General features: G+C 35.6%; 16 protein-coding genes. 3 read left to right on the top strand and 13 right to left on the bottom strand.

Going from position 1 to position 21,441, the window contains the following annotated elements; all coding sequences use genetic code 11:
* Positions 1-72: 72 nt before the first annotated feature.
* Entirely contained in the window at positions 73-240 is a 168-nt protein-coding gene (locus tag CN925_RS21305) for a hypothetical protein (RefSeq protein WP_180232928.1), read from the top strand.
* Positions 241-341: 101 nt separating this feature from the next.
* On the opposite strand, the gene CN925_RS10305 is transcribed toward CN925_RS21305, so the two are convergent.
* From CN925_RS10305 to CN925_RS10255, 11 genes are all read right to left on the bottom strand, one after another.
* On the bottom strand, positions 342-1,124 hold the full coding sequence (locus CN925_RS10305) for an SDR family NAD(P)-dependent oxidoreductase (protein WP_098846174.1): 783 nt from the start codon (positions 1,122-1,124) through the stop codon (positions 342-344).
* 23 nt (positions 1,125-1,147) lie between these two features.
* Positions 1,148-1,657, bottom strand: coding sequence for an aromatic-ring-hydroxylating dioxygenase subunit beta (locus CN925_RS10300; protein WP_098846173.1), 510 nt, complete (start codon positions 1,655-1,657; stop codon positions 1,148-1,150).
* 20 nt (positions 1,658-1,677) lie between these two features.
* A complete protein-coding gene (locus CN925_RS10295) occupies positions 1,678-2,976 on the bottom strand; it encodes an aromatic ring-hydroxylating oxygenase subunit alpha (RefSeq protein ID WP_098846172.1) in 1,299 nt (432 codons plus the stop codon).
* Positions 2,977-3,008: 32 nt separating this feature from the next.
* On the bottom strand, positions 3,009-3,791 hold the full coding sequence (nadX, locus tag CN925_RS10290) for an aspartate dehydrogenase (protein WP_098846171.1): 783 nt from the start codon (positions 3,789-3,791) through the stop codon (positions 3,009-3,011).
* A gap of 15 nt (positions 3,792-3,806) precedes the next feature.
* Entirely contained in the window at positions 3,807-5,252 is a 1,446-nt protein-coding gene (locus CN925_RS10285) for an aldehyde dehydrogenase family protein (protein WP_098846170.1), read from the bottom strand.
* 13 nt (positions 5,253-5,265) lie between these two features.
* On the bottom strand, positions 5,266-6,948 hold the full coding sequence (locus tag CN925_RS10280) for a thiamine pyrophosphate-binding protein (RefSeq protein ID WP_098846169.1): 1,683 nt from the start codon (positions 6,946-6,948) through the stop codon (positions 5,266-5,268).
* 31 nt (positions 6,949-6,979) lie between these two features.
* On the bottom strand, positions 6,980-7,771 hold the full coding sequence (locus CN925_RS10275) for an SDR family oxidoreductase (RefSeq protein ID WP_098846168.1): 792 nt from the start codon (positions 7,769-7,771) through the stop codon (positions 6,980-6,982).
* A 61-nt stretch (positions 7,772-7,832) separates the two neighbouring features.
* A complete protein-coding gene (locus CN925_RS10270; RefSeq protein WP_098846167.1) occupies positions 7,833-8,750 on the bottom strand; it encodes a VOC family protein in 918 nt (305 codons plus the stop codon).
* A 109-nt stretch (positions 8,751-8,859) separates the two neighbouring features.
* Complete coding sequence (locus tag CN925_RS10265; protein ID WP_098846166.1) at positions 8,860-9,393, bottom strand: cupin domain-containing protein; 534 nt, start codon at positions 9,391-9,393, stop codon at positions 8,860-8,862.
* Positions 9,394-9,661: 268 nt separating this feature from the next.
* Positions 9,662-10,465 (bottom strand): IclR family transcriptional regulator, encoded by an 804-nt coding sequence (locus tag CN925_RS10260; RefSeq protein ID WP_098846165.1) that lies wholly within the window; start codon positions 10,463-10,465, stop codon positions 9,662-9,664.
* Positions 10,466-10,498: 33 nt separating this feature from the next.
* Complete coding sequence (locus tag CN925_RS10255; RefSeq protein ID WP_098846164.1) at positions 10,499-11,305, bottom strand: alpha/beta fold hydrolase; 807 nt, start codon at positions 11,303-11,305, stop codon at positions 10,499-10,501.
* Between the two features lie 453 nt (positions 11,306-11,758).
* Here CN925_RS10255 and CN925_RS10250 point away from each other — a divergent pair, with 453 nt between their 5' ends.
* Positions 11,759-13,051: an MFS transporter gene (locus CN925_RS10250; protein ID WP_098846163.1), complete on the top strand. Its 1,293-nt coding sequence runs from the start codon at positions 11,759-11,761 to the stop codon at positions 13,049-13,051.
* 200 nt (positions 13,052-13,251) lie between these two features.
* Here CN925_RS10250 and CN925_RS10245 read toward each other — a convergent pair whose 3' ends face one another.
* The gene (locus CN925_RS10245) at positions 13,252-14,502 is read right to left on the bottom strand and encodes an efflux RND transporter periplasmic adaptor subunit (protein ID WP_098846162.1); all 1,251 of its coding nucleotides are present in this window, start codon (positions 14,500-14,502) and stop codon (positions 13,252-13,254) included.
* 613 nt (positions 14,503-15,115) lie between these two features.
* Here CN925_RS10245 and CN925_RS10240 point away from each other — a divergent pair.
* A complete protein-coding gene (locus CN925_RS10240) occupies positions 15,116-16,534 on the top strand; it encodes an amino acid permease (protein ID WP_098846161.1) in 1,419 nt (472 codons plus the stop codon).
* Between the two features lie 179 nt (positions 16,535-16,713).
* Here the strand turns inward: CN925_RS10240 and CN925_RS10235 are convergent, their stop codons facing one another.
* Positions 16,714-21,162, bottom strand: a complete 4,449-nt coding sequence (locus CN925_RS10235) for a S8 family serine peptidase (RefSeq protein ID WP_098846160.1) — start codon at positions 21,160-21,162, stop codon at positions 16,714-16,716.
* Positions 21,163-21,441 lie beyond the last annotated feature (279 nt).

Here is a 21,441-nt window from a genome sequence, read left to right as displayed (position 1 = left end):
TTCGTATGTTAAATTAAGTACTAAAAACACAGGTTGGTAGGGCTAAAAATACTAAAAGAGGAGGGTCATGAAATGAACGAATTGACATTACTCTCAATCTCGGCACTAGTATTTTTAACATACAAATTTAATCGAGTCTTTAGTAATAAAGAAGTGTCAAAAGGTAATAAGAGAATTGCTTGGGCGCTATATGGTATTTCAATTTTAGGCTTAATAACTGTAAACTTCTTATTTTCTTGAATTGTTCTAATACTACTAACGCAGTGCACATAGCAAAAAAAAAAGAGAGTGTCCCAAAAAAGTAATCTTTTTAAGACACCCTATGCTTTATTAAAACTTTCTTAACCAAGTCCACGAACTGATAATCCACCATCACTTGAAATGACTTCACCTGTTATTGCACGTGACTGATCGGATGCTAAAAGTACATAGGCTGCAACATGATCTTCAGGCATTTGTGCTAGTTGAAGTGGGTTTCTTCTTTTTATATTGCTTGCTTTTGTATCATTATCCACGGATTTAGTAAAAGTACGTAAAGGTGGAATGACAGTAAGTGCTGTTAAAGTCCCGCCTGGTGCAACTGCATTTACTCGTATGTTTGGTGCCAATTCAAAAGCAAGCTGACGCATTAATCCAATTTGAGCATGCTTACTAGCCGTGTACCAAACTCCACCACCGTCTGGGTAGAAGCTTGCACCAGATACAGTAAAAATAATATTACCATTTGTTTTTTGTAATTCCTCTAGGGCTGCTTTTACACCAAAAAATGATCCTTTTACGTTTATATTTAAAAGGTAATCATATGCATCTGATAGAGCCTCTGGAGTCACATCAGCAAATTTTGCAAAGCCATCGAAAACGCCTGCATTTGCAATAAACACATCTAGTTTACCAAACTGTTCAACAGTCGCTTTTACAGCCCGTTCATTGTCTTCATATTTGCTTACGTCACCTTGAATGATAAGGAGATTGTCATTAAATTCTTCTTTCATTTGCTCTAGTGTTTCAAGTGAACGACCGATAATACTTACCTTTGCCCCTTCTTGAATGAATCGTCTTGTAACAGCTGCGCCTATTCCAGATGCGCCTCCTGTAATTAACACTACTTTATCTTTTAATAACATCACTTAGCCTCCTTTTTCTTCTATTAAACAAAGATTGCAAGATTTCTAGTATTAATTGTTGTTTGATCTACAATAAATACTCTCTTGGAAAGCCTCCACTTTCCATCTTCATATGTAAACTCGTCATGACGTTCGCCAGAAATTAGATCATGGTGAATATCTGTGCTACGGCTACGATAGATTAGTAAATAACTATTAACTACTGCCTTCTCTTCTTTCACTAGTTCTTTCACACTAACATTGCTTACAAAACGACGGGTTCTTGAAGGAGGAATTTCAGCCCATGCATAGTCAGTTTTTAATCGATCTACTCGAAGCTTTAATAATTCAATATCATCATTAAAGGTAAACATCTCAGTAGAATAGTCTGGGCGCTCAGTTCCTTCTTTATTTACGCGTACAGGCATTTGATAGATTAAATCCGAATGCATTAAACGAAACCAATCATCAAATTCAATATCATCTAATAATTTTGCTTCATCAATTAACCACTGTTCAAATTCTAATTTCGCTAATAATTTTTCAACATTCATTTTACTTCCTCCCCCCTTTGTTACTTTGTCATTAATTCAAGCCAATACCGATAAAAATTACGTTGACTCGCTTCAGTAAATTTATCATCATAGGCTACTCCAGGTCCGATAAAATCGACTGGTTCACGATGTAGCCCCATCGTATAGTTATACGTTAAATTCTTTTGAAATGGCATTGGACCTTGAGCTGCTTCCGTTATATCCGTGAATACTTCAGTATCATCCTGTTCAAAAATACCAGATGGACTAAACGTTAAGATAAACGAATCTCTTGATCGATTCTTCCATTCTTGAGAAGCATTTTTTTCTACTAACAACCATGCTATTACTTCCATTTCATTGTGACTAATTGGTCTCCACATTCTAATCGAAGTATTCGAAATTAATTCGCCCTTAATTTTTGTGTGAGATATTAAAAATGACATATTTGGAAAAGCATTTCCAATCATATTTTTTAAGTTTGATAGAACTTCATATTGTTCTTCTGACAAGTTACTTTTATACTCATCCTTCAATTCTTCCGGGAAAGCAAAGTCTGGGTTTGGTGTTCCAAGGTTCAATCCGTGTCCGTTTTCAGTATGAATTTGAAAACCGCGCTTCGAATATGTTGCATTAGGAACCATGCCTAATTTAGCAATTGAACCATGTGTAACCATCGTGTGGTATGAATCACCGACAAAGTTATCAGAACCGACCTTCCAGTTAGATTTAACAATAAAACGTTGCGGAGCTCCAATTACTTCCATCTCAGCACGCCCTACTACGATATCTAAATACCACTTAAAATCGCCGAGAAACTCTTCAAGAGGCTCTGCATTTTCGTCCCAATTTCCAAATAAAAGTCCTTTATATGATTCTAGCTTGACTTTGTGTAGACCCATTTTTGATCGGTCAAGTCGGTCGCCATAAATATCCTTTTGGAGCGGTACTCCAACAAGCTCACCTGTATTTTTAAAGTTAAATCCGTGATATGGACATGTAAATAAAGTCTTGTTTCCTTTATCAGCACGGCACAGCTTCATGCCACGGTGTGTACACATATTATAAAACGCATTGATTTCTCCCATACTTTCACGTGAGATAATGATTGAATATCCTGCAAGCTCACGCGTCATAAAGTCTCCTGGATTTGGAATTTCTGATTCATGTCCTAGAAAAACCCATGTTTTTAAAAATACTTTTTCATGTTCTAATTCGTAAACTGCTTTATCACCTAGGAGATATGCAGGAATGACTCCTTCATCTGGTTTGACCGTTTCGTTTAAGTAATTTACTAGTTGCTCTTTTGACATTTCATCTAAGGTTTTTTCTTTAATCATGCTCGGCTTATCTCCCCTCGTATTTTGACTTTCTACCCAACTTGTACATATTTATCTTTGTTTTGTAATGTTGCCAAAACACTTAATGCTGCTAAATAACTTGTTTTAGGATTATTTGGCATTGGGTCATTTTCTATCTCAAGTTTAAGTTTTCCGAACGCTCCAGATGCTTCAATTAAATGAGTATTTTTTATCGCAACTGGATCAGCAATAATTTTCACTTTCGTATTGTTAGCACCAAGTCCAGCTAAGGATAATACAATTGCTACATTAATATTTCTAGGGTATAGCTTAATCGCTTCAGCTGCAGAGCCTTCAAACAAAATTGTTTCTTTATCTAATACTTCTTTTGATAATGCGCCAGGTGGTTTTCTAGTTGTAATTGAGACAGCCTCTAGACCACCTACAGCTTTTGCTGACTTTAAAATATCCAGTCCACCGATTGCTCCTGAAGGTAAGAAAATATTTACACTATTTCTTGTACAAACTTCTCGAATCACTTCTTCAAAAGTGGCATCAGCCATAGCCCCAATGCTACTTAACAATAAGTCATTTCCACCTTCAAGAACTTTTATAGCGTACTCCTTTGCAGCTTCAACCGTTGCAGCTTCAATGACTAGATCGATATCTGATAGAAGTAGTGCCTCTACACTTTCATAAGCTTCTGTTTCAAATTCTTTAGCAAGTCGAATACCTGATTCTTCAGAACGGGTATAAATTGAAACAATCTTTCCTCCTGGTAACATTCCATCTTTATTAATTGCTTGAAGAAGAAATTGGCCGATATTTCCACAGCCGATTAGACCTAGTTTCATACTGAACCACCATCCTTAATTTGCAAATCCGTATGAATCTGCAAAGAATTCCAATCCACAGTGTCTTGTTTCTCTTGAAACACCGCTTTCTTTTAACCCTGGGAAATCCAATGCTAAGTCACTAAAGATGGTATGGTTATTATGAAAAACTGCGCCTGCTTCTAATCGATCTGCCATTTCAATTGCTAATTCTTCATTTTCAGTCCAAACAGAAGCCCTTAACCCAAATTCACTATCATTTGCTAGTTTAATAACTTCATCAATCGTTGAAAAAGGTAAAATAGGAATTACTGGTCCAAATTGTTCTGCACGAACAATCTCACTTTCCTGGTCAACACCTGTTACGATTGTTGGTAAGATGTAGTATCCTTGATCCCACATTTCAGGATTCAGTTGGATACCGGCTGTTATTACATTTGCACCTGCTTTTTCAGTTCGTTCGATTAATCCGTTAACATAATCGTACTGTGCTTTATTATTTAACGGGCCCATTGTTACATCAGGTTGAATACCATCACCTACAACAATACGCTCAAATTCTTTCTGTAATTTTTTGACTAATTCAGCATATCTAGAATCATGTACATATACGCGCTTAATAGCCGAACATACTTGGCCAGCCGCTCTTAAAATACTCATTCTCAATCGTTTAATTGCTTCTTCATCTAAGTTTGCATCTTCTAAAATGATTGCTGGGTCATTCCCACCAAGTTCCATATATACTTTTTGAAGATTTCCTGAAGATTTTTTCATAATATCTTTACCTGTTTGTGTACTTCCGACAAAAGCAATCGTACGAACACGTGAATCAGAACAAAGCTTGTCACCGATCATTTTTCCTGAACCTGTTACGATATTAATGACACCAGGTGGAAAATGTTTTGCCACTACTTTTAAACAAGCCATAATGGTTAGTGGACAATTTGTCGCAGGTTTCACTAAAACTGTATTACCAGCTAAAACGGCAGGAATCACTCGCTTAAAAGTTAAAATCATAGGAGAATTCCAAGGAGTAATTACTGCAGTAACGCCTCTAGCTCTTCTTCTTACTTGAACTTTTTGATTTCCTGGAAGTAATTCTGGTTTCCACCATTTTAATAGTTCATCCGATCCACCATTCATTACTTCAACGCAGCGTAATAAGTCTTTTTTAGCTTCTACTAATGTTTTTCCATTTTCACGAACAAATAATGAAACATGTTCTTCTATGATTTTAGAAAGTTCCACAGCTGCCGTTTTCATTCTTTCTACACGATCCTCAATCCCACTCTGTGACCAAAGTTTAAATGCATTCGCTGCAGCATTAATTGCTTCGTTTACGATTTCCTCCGTACATAATGCAACTTTTCCAATTACTTCCGAATGATTAGCGGGATTCATAATATCTGATGTTTCAATACTATCCTTCCATTCACCATTTATGAGATATCTTCCTGATACAACTGGATATGTCGAAATCATACCTGAACCTCCTTTATAATTTTTTTGGCTTAAAGCTTTCAGCTGCTCCTGGAGGTCCACCAAAAGGTTTTGCCATAGGTCCAACTGCTTCCATATCTACAACGATCATTGTTGGCTTTCTTCTTTCTGTTGCCTTCTTTAATTCATTTACAAATTCGTCTCCTGAGCCAATACGTACTGCTTCAAAATGCATAGACTCAGCCAGTTTTACAAAATCTGGACTTAATAAATTCACTGCTACTTGGCGACCATATGCCGCTTCTTGAATATTACGAAGAACCCCATAGCCAGAATCATCAAATAACACAACGATAATTGGAAGATTTTCTTCAGCGGCAGTCACCATTTCCCCTACATTAACCATAAATCCACCATCTCCAGCCATTAATACGACCGTTTGATGTGGGCAACCCATTTGAGCGCCTATAGCGGTAGGAAGGCCTTGACCAATCCCGCCACCGGATGCATGAATAGATGTTCTCGGTTCATAAATGTCGAATATTCTACTACCCCAGACATTTGCTTGTACTGTCACATCTCGAACTAAAATCGTATCTCTCGGTAAAATCTCTCTCATCCCATCTACAAATTGTTCAAACGGGCCCAATGTTTTACGAAGTTGTTCTCGCACTTCATTTCTTAATGAACGTACTTCTTCTATATAAGTAGGTGAAACTGAAGTAGACTTTTCATCGATTTTATTAATTAGAGCCGATAAAATATCTTTTGCATCTCCAACTAAGCCAACTGTTGCTTTATAATTACGATTAATTGCATTAAAATCTGCATCAATCGAAATATGTTCTTCTGGGACGGTGACTTTCCAGTTAGAAGTTTCATTCCCTCTGAAACGTACACCTACACTAATCAATAAATCTGCATTTCTTAAAAACTCTTTTGTCGACTCATTGGCTGCAAAATGACCTATACATTGCTCATGATCTTCTGGTATCGAACCTTTTCCAGATTGACTTGTAATGACAGCAGCTCCAAGAATTTCTGCTAAGTTCGTTAACTCTTTTGAGGCATTGGCAGAGATAACTCCACCACCAGCCCAAATAACTGGACGACGTGCTTCTGAAATTTTTGAAATTGCGCACGCTGGTATTACGGTAGAAAGTTGCGGTTTAATAACCTGTACCTTATCAATTGAAACATCCTCAATAATTGCTGATTGAAAATCGATTGGAATTTCTAAGCTAACTGGTCCAGTTGGAGCAGTTAGTGCTTCTTCAATTGCATTTCTTACTACACCAGCTGTTTGTTCTGGTCTTCTAAGTCTTACAGCATTTTTACAAGCACCGCTCATCATTGATAGCTGGTCTTTGCATTCATGTATATATCCTTTACCTGTACCAAGATAAGGTGATGCTACTTCTCCAGTCAGATGAAGTAGTGGAACTCCAGCTGCCCATGCTTCTACTAATGAACCAGCAGCGTTTCCAGCTCCTGTTCCTGTACTAGTAATAACAACACCTAATTTTCCTGTCGCACGTGCATAACCATCTGCCATATTGACTGCTCCACTTTCGCCACGTGAACAAATTAGCTTGATACTTCCATCCCTTAAAATCGCGTCATAGATGGGCATATTATGAATACTTACGATTCCAAAAGCGACTTCTACGCCTGCTTGAACTAACTCTTTTACGACGGCATCCGCAGTAGTAAATACGATTTCTTCTTGATTTTTCATCTTAGTATCCTACCTTTGTCTAATAATTTATTTAAAGTGCTTTACCTATTGCACCAGCAGTTTCAATTGTAGAACCAGCTACATAACTCGCTTTGTCTGAAGCAAGAAACACAATAACACTAGCAACTTCTTCCGCTTCACCTACGCGGCCTAGTGGAATATTTCTTTTTATCGCCAAATCTTTATAATATTCTTCGGGATCCATATCAGGAGCATTTTTCAGTCTTCTACGTTCCCATTGATCGGTTCGAATTAAACCAAGACTTACTGAATTGACTAAAATATTGTCGGATGCTAATTCTTGAGACAATGTTTTACTTAAATTTAAAAGTCCTGCACGTGTCGCTGCTGTTGCGACCATATGACGCTCCGGCTCTTTTGCTAGCGTTGCATTTATATTAATAATTCGGCCCCCTCCTCTTTTCACTAAATAAGGATGAGCTGCACGAACTGCATAGATAATTGCGAAATACTTTAATTGAATTTGTTCTTGCCACTGTTCATCTGTAATATCGAAAAAATGCCCCATAACACTTTGACCAGCTGCATTCACTAACGTATCAATTCCACCAAACTTTTCTGCTGTCTGTTGTATAAACGTATTAACTTCCTCTTTTGATGTAACATCACAAGTCGAAGCAAATATATCTTCTCGATCACCATATGAGAGTAAATGATTGAAAGCTTTATCTGCGCGCTCTTTACTTCTTCCGCAAATTGCTACTTTCGCACCTTCACCTAAAAATAATTCAGCTGTCTTCAGTCCAACACCAGAGGTGCCACCCATAATTACCGCAACTTTTCCTTTTAACCCAAGATCCATCCCGTCACCCCTTATTAAAGCTTTCATAGTTCGTATCTTAAAGCATGATTACTTAAACTTTTTAACGTACAACCGTTCTATCTACCCAGCCATTATCCGGTTCTCCGCCCATTGCTTTACGAGCTTCTGGTTTTGGTGGACCAGCAATTCCCCATTGATCCATTAAGTGTGGCACACGTTTCCATACTCGTGCTCTCCACTCTGCCTCATCCTCAATTGTTTCAAGATAGCATGTATATTCCATGACAAAACCACCGAGATCTTGAAAATAACAAAAGATATTATTACCAGGACCATGTCGACCTGGACCCCATAACTCATTTAGTCCAGCTTTTCTAACATTACTAATACCTCGCATTAATTCATCTACCGAATCAACTTCGTAAGCAATATGATTAACTGAAGCGTGTGCATCTTGATTAAAAGCTATCGAATGATGTTTTCGATTACACCTTAAGAAGGACATTTGGTGCTCACTCCAATCAGTCACTTTGAATCCAAGCACATCAGTATAAAACTCCACGATCATATCTAAATCTTTTGTATTCATCACTACATGGTTTAATTTCACAGGATCAACGTTTTTATTAGTCCAAATCGATGTTTGCACCTCTACCCAAGCTGAAAGTTCGATTACACGGTTTTCTGGATCAACAAATTGAAGTCCATATCCTCCACCAGCTTCATCTAAATAACCTGGCTCTTTTACAATATGTACGCCTTTTGAATGTAAAATTTCAGCCGCGCGATCAACTGCATTTTTATCAACCATTCCAAATGCGATATGATGCAAACCGCATTTATCTCCCTTTCGAAGACTTAGTATATGATGCTCAGGTCCCGCTCCTCGAAAATATGCAATATTGTCATCTGAAACATTTACACGATCTAAACCCCAAACCTTTTCGTAAAAGTTCACTTGCTCATCGAAGTTTGGTGTAATCAAACTTATATGTCTTAAATGAGTAATTCCTAGCATCAACAATCCCTCCCATTCACCTATATAAAGCGCTTTCTTTTATCAACTCTATTGAAAAAGGCAGCTACAATTTATTCAAAATGCAGCTGACCTTTTTTGATTTTTTTCATTAACCTTTAATGATTGCTTCTCTCTCTTTAGCACGTTGTTTACGAAGTTCTTCAAGCGCGCTACCTTCTGGATAGGTTGGAAGGTTTGGTTTCACTGCACCAAGCATAACTAACATACGTGCTTCAGTATCACCATCATTTCTAATACCTCGATGAATGCCAGGAGGAGAACTGATACAATCTCTAGCTTTTAATTTAATTTCATGTACTTCATCTTTACCAACTTCTTGAATTAAAGCAGTAACCTCTCCTTCAAGAATAAAAAATACTTCTTCTACATCATCGTGAAGATGTAAAGGTCCAATGCAACCAGGAGGCAGAACCATTGTACTTAATGTAAAATGCTCTGCTGTAATAACATTTGAATCATTATTCGCTGTCGCCCCACGTCCAATGTATCGCATTTGAGCACGCTTATATCTTGGATCAATTTCCTCTTGAAATTTTAAAACATTCCAATCTAGCGTACGATCTTCTAATCGAGCCACGTACTTCTTTTCAAATTCTTCAACTGAAAAAGTTTCATTTGTCATTTTAAAAATCCTCCTTGTATTGTTGTTCCTTTTTTTAAAAAAATGTTTTGTATTTAACCTTTTGTTTGTTTTATATACAAAACAGTGTTTTATCTATAAAATAATTCTAGGATGGATTATCTCCTGTGTCAACATAGTTTTTAGAAAATTTAGATATGTCATAAAAGTAAAATATAAAAAAACATTGTATTTTCAGCGTTTATAGCTAGTTTTTTTTACAAAAAAATATGAATTCCCTTAGTATGGGAATCCATATTTTTAACTTGAACTATTTAACCTGATTTGGAACTCTGCCGTTGTAACCCATATAGTTTGATAATAAAACAGAGACATCTAGAAGTTTAGGTAATGCAACTTTATTCATGTAATCTTCTTGATATGATATTTCAGTCGCTACGATATTCAATGCTGCTAATACTTTTCCTGTTCTACCGTAGATTGGTGCAGCGATTGAATGAATACCTTGATGAAATTCTCCACTTGTCATCGAGTAGCCATTTTGGCGTATTTTTTCTAATTGGTCCATAAACTCTCCAGGCGTTGTTAACGTTTTATCTGTATATGGCGTTAAATTTGTAACTTGGAACAGTTGCATAAGACTTTCCTTTGGCTCGTATGCAAGAAGTAGCTTTCCATTTGCTGTTGCATGAGCTGGTAGTCTTAAACCAATATTTACATTGACTGCTGATACCCCTCTAACAGGAGCACTCCCCACATACACTACTTCATGCCCATCTAAAATTGACAAATGACATGAAGCACCTATTTCATCACGTAATGATTCCATATATGGTTGTGCTATTTCAGGTACTTTCAAACTATTTATATAACTAAAACCTAATTCAAGAACTTTAGGCGTTAACGAATATTGCTTCGTATTTTCATCCTGTGTTAAGTATCCAATCGACTGCAGTGTATAAAGTAATCGATAAGGTACTGTTCTGCTTACCCCTAACTTTTTTGCAATCTCTGAAAGTGACAAACTAGGATGTTCCTCATTAAAAAGCTTAATAATTTCTAATCCTCTAACTAAAGAATTGGCGCTATATTTTTCTTTTTCTACATTATCCATCGAGCAAACCTCTCCTAATACATAGATTCAATTCTATTTTTGACTAATCGGTTGTTTCTTTAAAAAGTTTAACACGGATTGATTAAATAGTTTAGGATCTTCTTGATAGCATAAATGGCCTGTATTTGGTACAATAACAAATTCCGAATTCGGAATCAACTCATGAAATATTTGTGATTCACTTACTGGGGTTACTTGATCTAACTCCCCGCACATAACAAGTGTTGGAACAGATATTGAAGGAAGAATCTCCATTTGGTTTAAGTTTGATAAAGAGTAGGAAACAGAACGGTAACCAGATAGACGTACTTGTGACATGATACGCTCAGCCTCTTTTATCACCTCGGCCGATGCATTTGGCGCAAGTAATGCTTTTACTCTTTTTCTTGCTAATTCACTTGGTTGTAGATTTTCAATGGAGTTTAACCTATTTTGAAGTTTTATCTCGTTTTCTTCTCTACTTAACCCAGCTGCTCCACGTGTTGCATCTGAAATAATTAACGCATCGACCATATGTGGAAAACGGCTCGTAAAATCAATTGCAATTGCTGATCCCATTGAATGACCTAGTAAATAGATAGAATCTAGTCCTAGACTATCCAAAAACTCTTTAAGAACATTAGCAAACTCGGAAAATTCACGGAACTCCTTTTGTAGATCAGAACTCCCACCATAACCTGGCGCATCCCAAACAATTACTCTATACTGTTCCTTCAATTCACTTAATTGATGCTTCCATGACTGAGAATTGTTTCCCAATCCATGTAAAATGACAAGTGCTTGTCCTTCACCTGATTCTTTATAATGAATCGATAACTCTTTTAAATGACTTATTGGCATCCGTATTACCCTCCACTCTATTTTCGATCTTTCAAAACCTAAATATCAACAAACATAATGTTTTATATAAAAAACATGTTTTCCACTTGAATTATAGATTTGTCAGAATTTATTGTCAATAATACTATTTTTTCAAAGGGTTGATAAATACATGATTATACTATCGAAACATAATAACTGGAAAATTTTTCTGCAAAATCACAATTGACAAACTTTTCTAACTATTTTATCTTTAAAAGAGTTTCATCGTTAAATTACGAAACAGTGTTTTATATTTAAAACATTAACACTTTTATTGAAAGGAGTGGATCGTTCAAGTTGAGCCAAAGTTAAAACTTGAAGTATCAAAACAGATTATTTGAACTTCAATACCTATTAGGTAAACGTAGTTTCTGCTTTTTCCTTCCAAATTTTAAACGCCATTACTTGATATTAAAAGGAGAGAGAATTTTAATGCTACATAAACAAAAAAGATGGATTTTTATTGCTTTACCAATCTTTTTCTTTTGGTTCTTTGGACAAATTGATAAAGTTGGCATTTCTGTCATACAAACAGACCCAGAGTTTTTGAAAGCACTCGGTATGACTGGTGTTGACAAAAATGCAAAAATTGGTCTTCTTTCATTTGTTTTTACGATTGCATATGGGGTTTCGAATCTATTTTGGGGATTCATTATTGATAAGTTTGGTGCGAGAAAAACGGCCATAGCTGGATTATTTGTTTGGTCTCTTACTATGTTTTCATCTGGTCTCTCCACTACATATGAAGCATTTATTATTAGTCGAATTATTCTTGGATTTGGGGAAGGGATGATGATTCCTGTTTCGGGGAAATTTATTTCTGCTTGGTTCAACAAACGTGAGCTAGGGCGTGCTCAAGCTTCTTGGCTTACAGGTAACTATTTAGGACCAGCAATAGGGGCAATTATTTTAGTACTTGTTATTTCATCAATTCACTGGCAAGCTGCCTTCTTTATGCTCGCTGGTTTTAACTTATTAATTAATATCCCGATGTTTATTTTTCTTACAAGAAATACACCTGCAGAACATCCTTGGGTAAGTAACGAAGAGTTAGCGTTAATTAACCATTCTGATCCTACAGAAGAAAAAGTTAGCAGTTCGAATGGAAATAAGAATTTTATTCAAGATTATCGTTTTTGGATTGTATGGTTTGGGATGTTAGTCTGCTCTTTCCTTTTCTTTGGGATCAGCATTTGGTTGCCAACATACTTGATTGAGGCAAAAGGTTTTGAGCGCGAAGGTATGACAAGCATTACTTCCTTATCGTGGTTATTTGCACTTGGATTTGTTCTCGCATGTGGTTTTCTTGCTGATAAAACAAGACGCCCAAGTCTAATGGCAACAATATTATTTTCACTAACGATACTATTCTTAATAACTGCAGTACTTGTTCCAAACCCGATTTTAGCAGGCGTTTGTATGGGGCTAGCTATGGGTTGCCAAGGTGGTGTTTTCCATTTAAGTAATATGTTCTTAGTAAAATACTCTACACAGGAAACAGCTGGACGGGCTGCAGGATTAATCGGATTTACAAATCTAATGGGTGGTTTTTCTAGTTATATTATGGGATGGTTGCGTGACTCATCAGGTGGCGACTTCACAACTTCCATTTTTATGCTGATTATTACGGCTCTTTTAGGATTAATCGCTTATTTATTTTCTATTAAGGAAGAAGCAACAGAACTACGCGCTGTTCCATTACCTCCACAAAAAATTAATGCTTAAATCAATTCATTATTTTGAAAACGCTTTAAAGGTATGACCTGGGGGAATTACTAACTTTGACTATACTATTTTCATATTAAAAAGGCATCTAGTGTCAGGTAACCTGACTTTTTTAGATGCCTTTTTTACCTTTGTTTCTATGAAAATTAATAGACGATCACTATCGCAAAATCCTTTCCCTATAGTGATCATCTATTCAACTACTTTTTTAAATCAATTTTAGTTCCAGGGCGGACAGTCCAGGAAGGATTTTTACCTACTTTGTCCCCTTCCTTTAATCCTTTAAGAATGGCAACATATTTCCCTTGTTTTTGGCCAGTTTTTACATTCTTCTTATAAATAGTTCCTTTTTTAAGTACATAAACATATTTTGATTTTCCTGACCCTTTAACGCTCGTCGCAGGTACTGCTAACAAATCCTTTGATTGTACTACTATTTCAAGATTTGTTTCGTAACCAGGATATAGTTTTTCTTGTGAATCTAGTGTTGCTCTAAAAGAGTAATAAGGTATTGCTTCTTTTGTTGATTTCTTATCTTGATTAGTGGAAGGATTATTCATAGGATAGTTACTTACCTCTGAAATACTTCCTTTCCAGCTCTTATTAGCAACAACTTTTGAACTGACTTTAATTGCTTGGCCTGGTTCAACTTTTGCTTTCTCTTTCTCAGTTAGCTTTCCTTCAATTTGGAATGGTTCGTTTGAAGCAATTTGCATTATTGAGATTTGCTGTTTATCTGTTGCTTTAAAACCTTGTCCGATACTTTTATTCAAGTTAAGTACTACCCCATCATTATTACTGTTTACAGTTAATGATTCTTGTTGTGCTTTTAGCTGTTCAGCTTCAAGTGTATATTTTTCTACTTTTAGCTGTGCAGCATTTAGCTCTTCCTTTGCAGAATTAAGTTCAACTTGCAAAGACTGAATCTCCAGTGTATTTGTTGTATTTGTCACATTACTATCTGGATTAGTTGCATCAGTTGAATTAGATGTTGACGCTAAAATAGCATTTTGAATATCTTTTTCTAATGATGAAATTTGGTCGTTTTTCTGTGTGACAGTTGTTTCTGCTAGTTTCTTATTTACTTCTGCTTGTCCTATTTCAGCTGCTATAGTTGGATCTTCATAAGAAAAGAGTTTTTGCCCTTTCGTGACAGTATCACCTTCTTTAACAAAAATCTCATTGATCGAACCTTTTGTTGGATTTACGTAAATTGTTTCCGTATGACTTTGTACTACATGACCAGACACAGTTTCAGTTTTCGTAAAACTTTTTACGGTTGGACTGATAAACTGTAATGTTTTAGATTTACTCTTTTTAATTTCTACTACCGCTACGCTAAGAACCACAGAAACGATTAAAAGAACAATGATCCCCATTACAATAAATTTCTTCTGACGTGGCGTAATTACTCGTTCTTTTTCTTCGTAAATTCTTTTCGCCGTTTCCATAAAACTTTTGCCCCTTCCTTATCTTGCCAAAAACTTATTACGACTTCTCCTATGTCTATTGTCTATTGTTTTAAAAAGGGTTTCAAGGAGATTTTTTAGAAAATCATAAATATTTAATATCTTTTTTTTAATAAGCCGTTTATTTATCTACTAAAGTATAATCCGAGTAGGAAAATTATTTCAGAATATTCTAAATTCTATTTCGAAAAATAATTTTAGCTTCTTTATAATAAGTTTTACTAGAAAGAAAGACTACTAAAAAAGGCATAGAATCCCTTGATATATCTATGTAATTTCGCACATACTTTTTATTAATTTAATTTAAAATTTATATTTTATTAGCTCAATGTATACTATTTAAAACATTCATACTATTATTGCATAGTAATATCGAACTATGTTACAATACAAAAAAATCTTTGAAGAAAAGAATAATTCTCTTACTATTTAAGTCTACTACTATTTTTTATATGCATTAGTAAACGCTTACTTAAATTTGAGAAATGATAAAACTCTTCCATTGCAAATTGATTAGTTACTACGCACTATTTTAAACAGTGTGTATTTATTTACTAAAAATACAGATTATTCTTAAAAAAGGGGGAGTTTTTGGATGAATGCTTTTTTCAGGAAAAAGTCGATTGAACAGCTTCAACAGGATGGGGCTAAAAATACCGGACTTAACCGTGTTCTAGGTTTATGGCAACTGACTGCCATTGGTTTAGGCGGGATCATTGGTGTAGGTATCTTCGTATTAACCGGTGTAGCAGCAGCTGAACATGCTGGTCCGGCAGTTCTTTTATCGTTTATTATTGCTGGTTTAGCTAGCGCAGCAGCTGCATTGTGTTATGCAGAATTTGCTGGATTAATACCGGTAGCCGGAAGTGCTTATACTTACAGCTATGCTGTTTTAGGAGAAGGTACAGCTTGGTTAATCGGGTGGGATTTGTTACTCGAGTATGCTTTAGTTGTTGCAGTAGTAGCCATTGGATGGTCTGGCTACATGCAAGAGTTTTTATTACAAATGGGAGTTCACCTTCCTGTATGGGCACAAGGTGCGCCTGGTACTGGAGCAGGTCACAAAGTTGACTTAATTGCCGTTTTAGTTAGTCTTGGAATTGCTGGCTTACTTACATTAGGAACTGAAATGGGTTCTAAATTTAATTCATTAATGGTTATCATCAAATTAGGTATTATACTTTTAGTTATTGGCGTTGGAAGTTTTCATATAAATACAGCTAACTGGCACCCATTCATGCCTTTTGGTTTTCATGGCGTAATGAGTGGTGCAGCTCTAGTATTCTTTGCTGTATTCGGATATGACACATTAACTACAGCAGCTGAAGAAGCAAAAAGACCGCAACGTGATTTACCACTTGCAGTTATCATATCATTAGCTGTCGCTTTATGTTTGTATGTTGCAATGTCACTTATTATTACAGGTATGGCTCCGTATGAAACACTTAATAACGCAGCACCTGTAGCAAAAGCTTTTAGTAATATTGGTATGAAGTGGATTACGTTAATCATTTCTGCCGCTGCAATTACAGGGATTCTATCAGTATTGTTCTCATTTATGCTTGCTGGATCACGTATTTGGTTCTCAATGAGCAGAGATGGTTTATTACCAAAATGGTTTACAAAATTGCACCCTAAATATAAAACACCTTATCGTCCTACTTTATTAATTGGTTTAATTACAGCTTTTGTAGCTGGTGTTACGCCAATTAACGAAGTTGCAGAACTAGTTAATATCGGAACGTTAACAGCGTTTATTTTAATTTGTTCTTCTATTATTGTATTACGTATAAAACGTCCTGATTTAAAAAGAGGATTCAAAACACCATTAGTACCAATTATTCCATTAATTGGAATTGGTTTTTCTGCTTATCTAATCGCTAGTCTTCCAAGTATTACATTTATTCGTTTTATCGTTTGGATGGCTATAGGACTTCTTGTTTATGGTTTATACGGTAAGAAAAGAAGTACACTTGGGATAACAGATAACAATAATAAAACGAAAATAAGTTAAAGTAGTATTAAAAAGTCACAAGGAAATTGGTTTTCCTTGTGGCTTTTTTATGAGAACCCCCCCAGAAAAATAGGCTGTGTTCCCACTTTTACATATCAAAAAAGCACGTATCCGATTTTTCAAATCGAATACGTGCTAAAAAATTTTTCTAAATCTAGTAAGCTATTAAATCAAAAATCTTACTTTCTTGCTCCGTCTTTTCCAACTTTATATTTACCGATTGTAGTATTTACAGCCATTACTCCGGATTTGTTGAAGTAATAATATTTACCATTTATTTTTTTCCAACCATTACTAAACATTACTCCATTTGATTCGAAGTAGTAGTGTTTATTTCCTAATACTAACCAACCAGTTTTCATTACTCCATATTTATCAAAGTAATAATGTTTATTCCCTAATACTAACCAACTAGTTTTCATTACTCCGTATTTATCAAAGTAATAGTGTTTATTTCCTAATACTAACCAGCTCTTTTTCATTACTCCGTATTTATCAAAGTAATAGTGTTTATTTCCTAATACTAACCAGCTTTTCTTCATTACTCCATACTTATCGAAGTAATACTTCTTACCATTTAATTCCAACCAACTTGTTTTCATTACTCCATATTTATCGAAGTAATACTTCTTACCATTTAATTCTAACCAGCTTGTTTTCATTACTCCATATTTATCGAAGTAATACTTCTTACCATTGTAAGTTAACCAGCTTGTTTTCATTACTCCGTTATTATCGAAGTAATATTTTTTACCACTGATTGTAGCCCATCCAGTTACTTTAACACCTTTGCTATTGTAGTAGTATTTTTTGCCGTTTTCTAAAACCCAACCAGTTTTAATTGCAGCATCTGCACGATTAATTACTACTGTCTTCACTGTTTCATTACCAGCAAGGTCAGTCGCTCTTAACGTAATTGTATTTTTTCCTTCTTTTAACGGTACAGTTACTTCATAATCTTTGTTTAATGGTTTTACAACATCCACTGGGCTAATTAATGGAACTTCAAATTCATGGTTTTCACCAACGAAGAAGTTTAAGTAGCTGTAGTTATCTTTTAAATTTACTTTAAATGTAACTTTATCTACTTTTTTATCCACACGAGTAGGAGCATTTAGTACATTAATTTCTGCCTCGTGAGTATCAACATAAATATGACGCGCAACTGAGAATTTTTTGTTTGCATAATCTGTTGCTTCTACTTGAACAGTGAATGGACCATCTTTGTCAAATGTTACAGTTGTTGAATAGTTGTAGTGTCCAGTCTTAGAATCAAAATCAACCGGTACTTCTTTACCATTAACCTTAACAGTTTTAATACCAATATCATCTGTTACGAAACCTTTAACTGGAACTGTGTTATCACTGTAAGCTCCCCATGGTTCTGGTGAGTTTGGAATATATTCACCTGTAGAATCTTTTGATCCGTCAGTGATATATACTAGCGGAAGATCCACGTCACCAATCGTTGCAACATCTTCTGCCGCGTTACCTGCATAGTCCAAAGCAAGTACTTCTACTATAGCTTTAGCAGGAGCTTTAGAAAGATCAAAAGAAGTTTGTGTATTATCAGTTACGCCTTCTAATTTACCATTTACGAAAATACCGTATACTTGCACTCCTGATGCATCATCCGAACCTTTCCAAGATACAATTTTCTTATCTGGATCATAAGTTGCTTTAACACTTGGAGCTTTAGTATCAATATATACTGGAATCTTTTTAGACTGCCACTTTGCATTATTATAGCCAATTACAGATTTAATCTCGTAATAGTATAAACCGTCTGGCATAACTTGCCCATTCACTTTACCATCCCAAATAGTAGACTCGCTATCCTTCATGATTTCGCCTCTACCATTGTTAAAGTTATTTTTAGTCACATCCGATTGAGCACTTAAACGGCGAAGGAATTTATTGTTTTTGTCAAGGATGTTATATTGTACTTCTGATGCATTTCTTAGGAATGATGGAAGCGCATTGATATCATCACCATTATTGTCGTCATTTGGTGAAAATGCGTAATATTTCTCTCCATTCTTTCCAGGCGCAGCTTCCCAGAATGTACTATCGTAATCAGATGCCATGTCATGTGCACCTTTATAAGCTCTTGCTAAATCAAAGTAACGAGTTTCACCAAGATCTTTGAATCCATCAACGATTGGCAGACTGTCCCACTTACCGTAGAAGCCTACGTATGGAGCCGTTAAATTTGGATTACCGTTTGTACCGATAAGATTTACAGAACCTTCAACGAAAATATTGTCATGAAGATCTGCTAGAATTTCTTTACCAGCTTTATCGAATCCAGGAATTTTTGCATTAGTTAAATCAATTTTCACAGTGAAATCAACAGATTGACCCGCTGGTACTTTAATTGTTTTAGGAGCATCTATTTTTGCACCTTTTAATGCACCTGTTTGAAGCGCATTACGATCAACGTCAGCAGTTTGATAGAATTCATCTGTTAACGCATTTGCATCAACTTTATATTCAGCATCTTTATCAGAAATATTTTTTGCAGTGAACGTCATCGATACTTGTTTAGATTGGAAATCCTTCAATTCATATTTCGCTTCACCTGTTGCCTTACTGTAGAAGTAAACTGGTGTTGTAACTGCATTTTCAATTTGCATCATACCTGCACCTTGACGGCGTGGTGAGAATGGATGACCATCTAAGTCATTAATAACTTTTGCAGTATTCATTAGTAATACTTTTGCTAAGTGAGTACGTTGACTTAAGCTTAACGAACTGAAACGTTTATCACTTTTCAAGTACTCTTGTACTAATGCAGAACCACCAGCTACGTGTGGAGCTGCCATTGAAGTACCACTCATTACTTCATATTGATTATTATTAACGGTTGAATAAATATTTCCACCAGGAGCTGTAATTTCAGGTTTTAACTCAAGACTAGGTGTAACTCCCCATGAAGTAAATGCAGTCATACGACCCATTTCTGGACTTTCATTTTTTGCTGTTTGGTTAACATGAATTGTTCCTGAACCATTAATCGCATTCGCTAACGCTTCACCATCTGCTTTTGAGTTAACAAGCATCATTGGTACTTCCCATCCGCCTTGGTCAGCGTATTGAGCACCAGCTGTAGCGTTCCAAACGATAATACCAGCAGCACCAGCTTGAGAGGCATATTTCGTTTTATCAGCAAAAGTATACGTACCACGTGCGACTAATACGATTTTCCCTTTAACATCTACGCCTTTATAATCATCCTGACCACCTAGTTTGTAGCTTCCATCAGCGTTCTTACCTAGATTTACAACTGGAATATTTCCACCGAATTTATCTGATAAATTCTTCCAAGCATCGATTCCCTTACCAATAACAGTAAGATCATTATTACCATCCACAGTGATCGCATGTTCATAAAGATAAGCTTCATTTCCAGAAGCAGCTACTGAGATCGTGTCTTTATTAAGACCTGGAGCTCCAGTTACACCGATATCAGGGTTTTGTGATAGAGGATCTCCCCAGCCATAACCAATATGGTTTGAGTTACCAGAAGAAACAGCACAGACGATACCGTTGTCAACTGCACGAGTAATTGCAAGATCTTCTGCACTATTTGGCTCATAAGAAGATGCTACAGAACCAAGACTCATGTTTAGTACATCTGCTCCTAGTTTAATAGAATCATCAATTGCTGCAAGATAAATATCAGACCATGTAGATGGATAGCTTGGGTCATTACTGAATACCTTCATCGCAAGAACTTGCGCTTCTGGTGCAACCCCTTTAATACCACCGTTTGCTTCGTCACCGTTAGCAGCTGTAGTACCTGCTACGTGCATACCATGCATTGAAGCACCTGGTCCAAGGTCTGTAACGATATCATTTTGGTCATAGTAGTTATAACCATAAGGAACCTTATCAGTGTAGAATTTACCTGGTAAAGCTTTATCTTTTACAATTTTAGCCACAGAATCTTTTGTTAAGTCCTCTTTTGTAGGATCAGTTAATTTAAAGTCACGATGTGTAGGGTCAATCCCTGTATCGATAATAGAGATAACCATACCTTTACCATCAAATCCAGTGTCTTTCCAAGTTTCTTTAGACTGGATAAATTGATGACTCTTCGTCATATCTGGTGTAGTTGGTTCAGATGTAGGACGATTGTATTCATTTGCTAAATAAACGTTTTTTACACCTGAAGTAGCTTCAATTTTTGCTACATCACTAAATTCAACTACACCACTGAAACCGTTAAATGCAGTTGTAAAATGTTTTTTATAATTAATGTTAATACCTTTTGATTTTAATTTTGATTTTACCGAACTTTGTTGGCTATCAACTTTTGCATATAGACTAGACTTTTGACTTTGAGACAAGTCCTTAAACAATTTACCTTGTTTAGTTGCGTATTCAATTGGTGACTGCCCTTCTAATTCAACAATGACACGTACTTTATCTGAAGCTTTTAATTTTGCTTTCGCTTCAGATACTTTATTTTTATTTTGTGATTGTTTAATTTGCTCCAACTTAGATGCTAAATCACCTGGTCGGTAAGATTTTGCTGAAGTTGGTGAAACAAATGCAAAATTAGAAAGAGCAAGAGCAGATGCTAATGCATATGTAGTAATTTTACGATTCTTTTTATTATTCATTTCTCCGTTCCCTCCAAGATAATTTTAAATAAAATAAATTAGTACATACTTTCTTAAAAAACTTCCCCTGTTTTTTAATTCAGCAATTCGAGGATTATCGACAAATTCTTTTCTCAATAAAGAACATGCCAAATTACCTCAAAAACTTTACACAGATGGCCCCCTAATATCTCCTTTCATCTTTTTTGAACCTATTAATGCCTATACTTTCTAAATAATTTTTAATAAAGTTTTTAAGGAATAATAGATAAATTAACTAATTCTTTTTTTGAGTCAAAA

It is taken from the genome of Bacillus sp. AFS055030 (assembly GCF_002574545.1).
Lineage (GTDB): Bacteria > Bacillota > Bacilli > Bacillales > Bacillaceae_G > Gottfriedia.
Note: the sequence above shows the minus strand (reverse complement) of the source record. Positions and strands in the feature narration are given on the sequence as shown.

What these genes read in the sequence shown, in the direction of transcription:
- CN925_RS10260 (WP_098846165.1), bottom strand. Translation starts at nt 10,465, where the DNA reads ATGGATAATGTAGAAAAAGAAAAATATAGCGCCAATTCTTTAGTTAGA.
- CN925_RS10270 (WP_098846167.1), bottom strand. Translation starts at nt 8,750, where the DNA reads ATGCTAGGAATTACTCATTTAAGACATATAAGTTTGATTACACCAAAC.
- CN925_RS10255 (WP_098846164.1), bottom strand. Translation starts at nt 11,305, where the DNA reads ATGCCAATAAGTCATTTAAAAGAGTTATCGATTCATTATAAAGAATCA.
- CN925_RS10295 (WP_098846172.1), bottom strand. Translation starts at nt 2,976, where the DNA reads ATGATTAAAGAAAAAACCTTAGATGAAATGTCAAAAGAGCAACTAGTA.
- CN925_RS10285 (WP_098846170.1), bottom strand. Translation starts at nt 5,252, where the DNA reads ATGATTTCGACATATCCAGTTGTATCAGGAAGATATCTCATAAATGGT.
- CN925_RS10235 (WP_098846160.1), bottom strand. Translation starts at nt 21,162, where the DNA reads ATGAATAATAAAAAGAATCGTAAAATTACTACATATGCATTAGCATCT.
- CN925_RS10305 (WP_098846174.1), bottom strand. Translation starts at nt 1,124, where the DNA reads ATGTTATTAAAAGATAAAGTAGTGTTAATTACAGGAGGCGCATCTGGA.
- CN925_RS21305 (WP_180232928.1), top strand. Translation starts at nt 73, where the DNA reads ATGAACGAATTGACATTACTCTCAATCTCGGCACTAGTATTTTTAACA.
- CN925_RS10240 (WP_098846161.1), top strand. Translation starts at nt 15,116, where the DNA reads ATGAATGCTTTTTTCAGGAAAAAGTCGATTGAACAGCTTCAACAGGAT.
- CN925_RS10245 (WP_098846162.1), bottom strand. Translation starts at nt 14,502, where the DNA reads ATGGAAACGGCGAAAAGAATTTACGAAGAAAAAGAACGAGTAATTACG.
- nadX (WP_098846171.1), bottom strand. Translation starts at nt 3,791, where the DNA reads ATGAAACTAGGTCTAATCGGCTGTGGAAATATCGGCCAATTTCTTCTT.
- CN925_RS10275 (WP_098846168.1), bottom strand. Translation starts at nt 7,771, where the DNA reads ATGGATCTTGGGTTAAAAGGAAAAGTTGCGGTAATTATGGGTGGCACC.
- CN925_RS10265 (WP_098846166.1), bottom strand. Translation starts at nt 9,393, where the DNA reads ATGACAAATGAAACTTTTTCAGTTGAAGAATTTGAAAAGAAGTACGTG.
- CN925_RS10280 (WP_098846169.1), bottom strand. Translation starts at nt 6,948, where the DNA reads ATGAAAAATCAAGAAGAAATCGTATTTACTACTGCGGATGCCGTCGTA.
- CN925_RS10300 (WP_098846173.1), bottom strand. Translation starts at nt 1,657, where the DNA reads ATGAATGTTGAAAAATTATTAGCGAAATTAGAATTTGAACAGTGGTTA.
- CN925_RS10250 (WP_098846163.1), top strand. Translation starts at nt 11,759, where the DNA reads ATGCTACATAAACAAAAAAGATGGATTTTTATTGCTTTACCAATCTTT.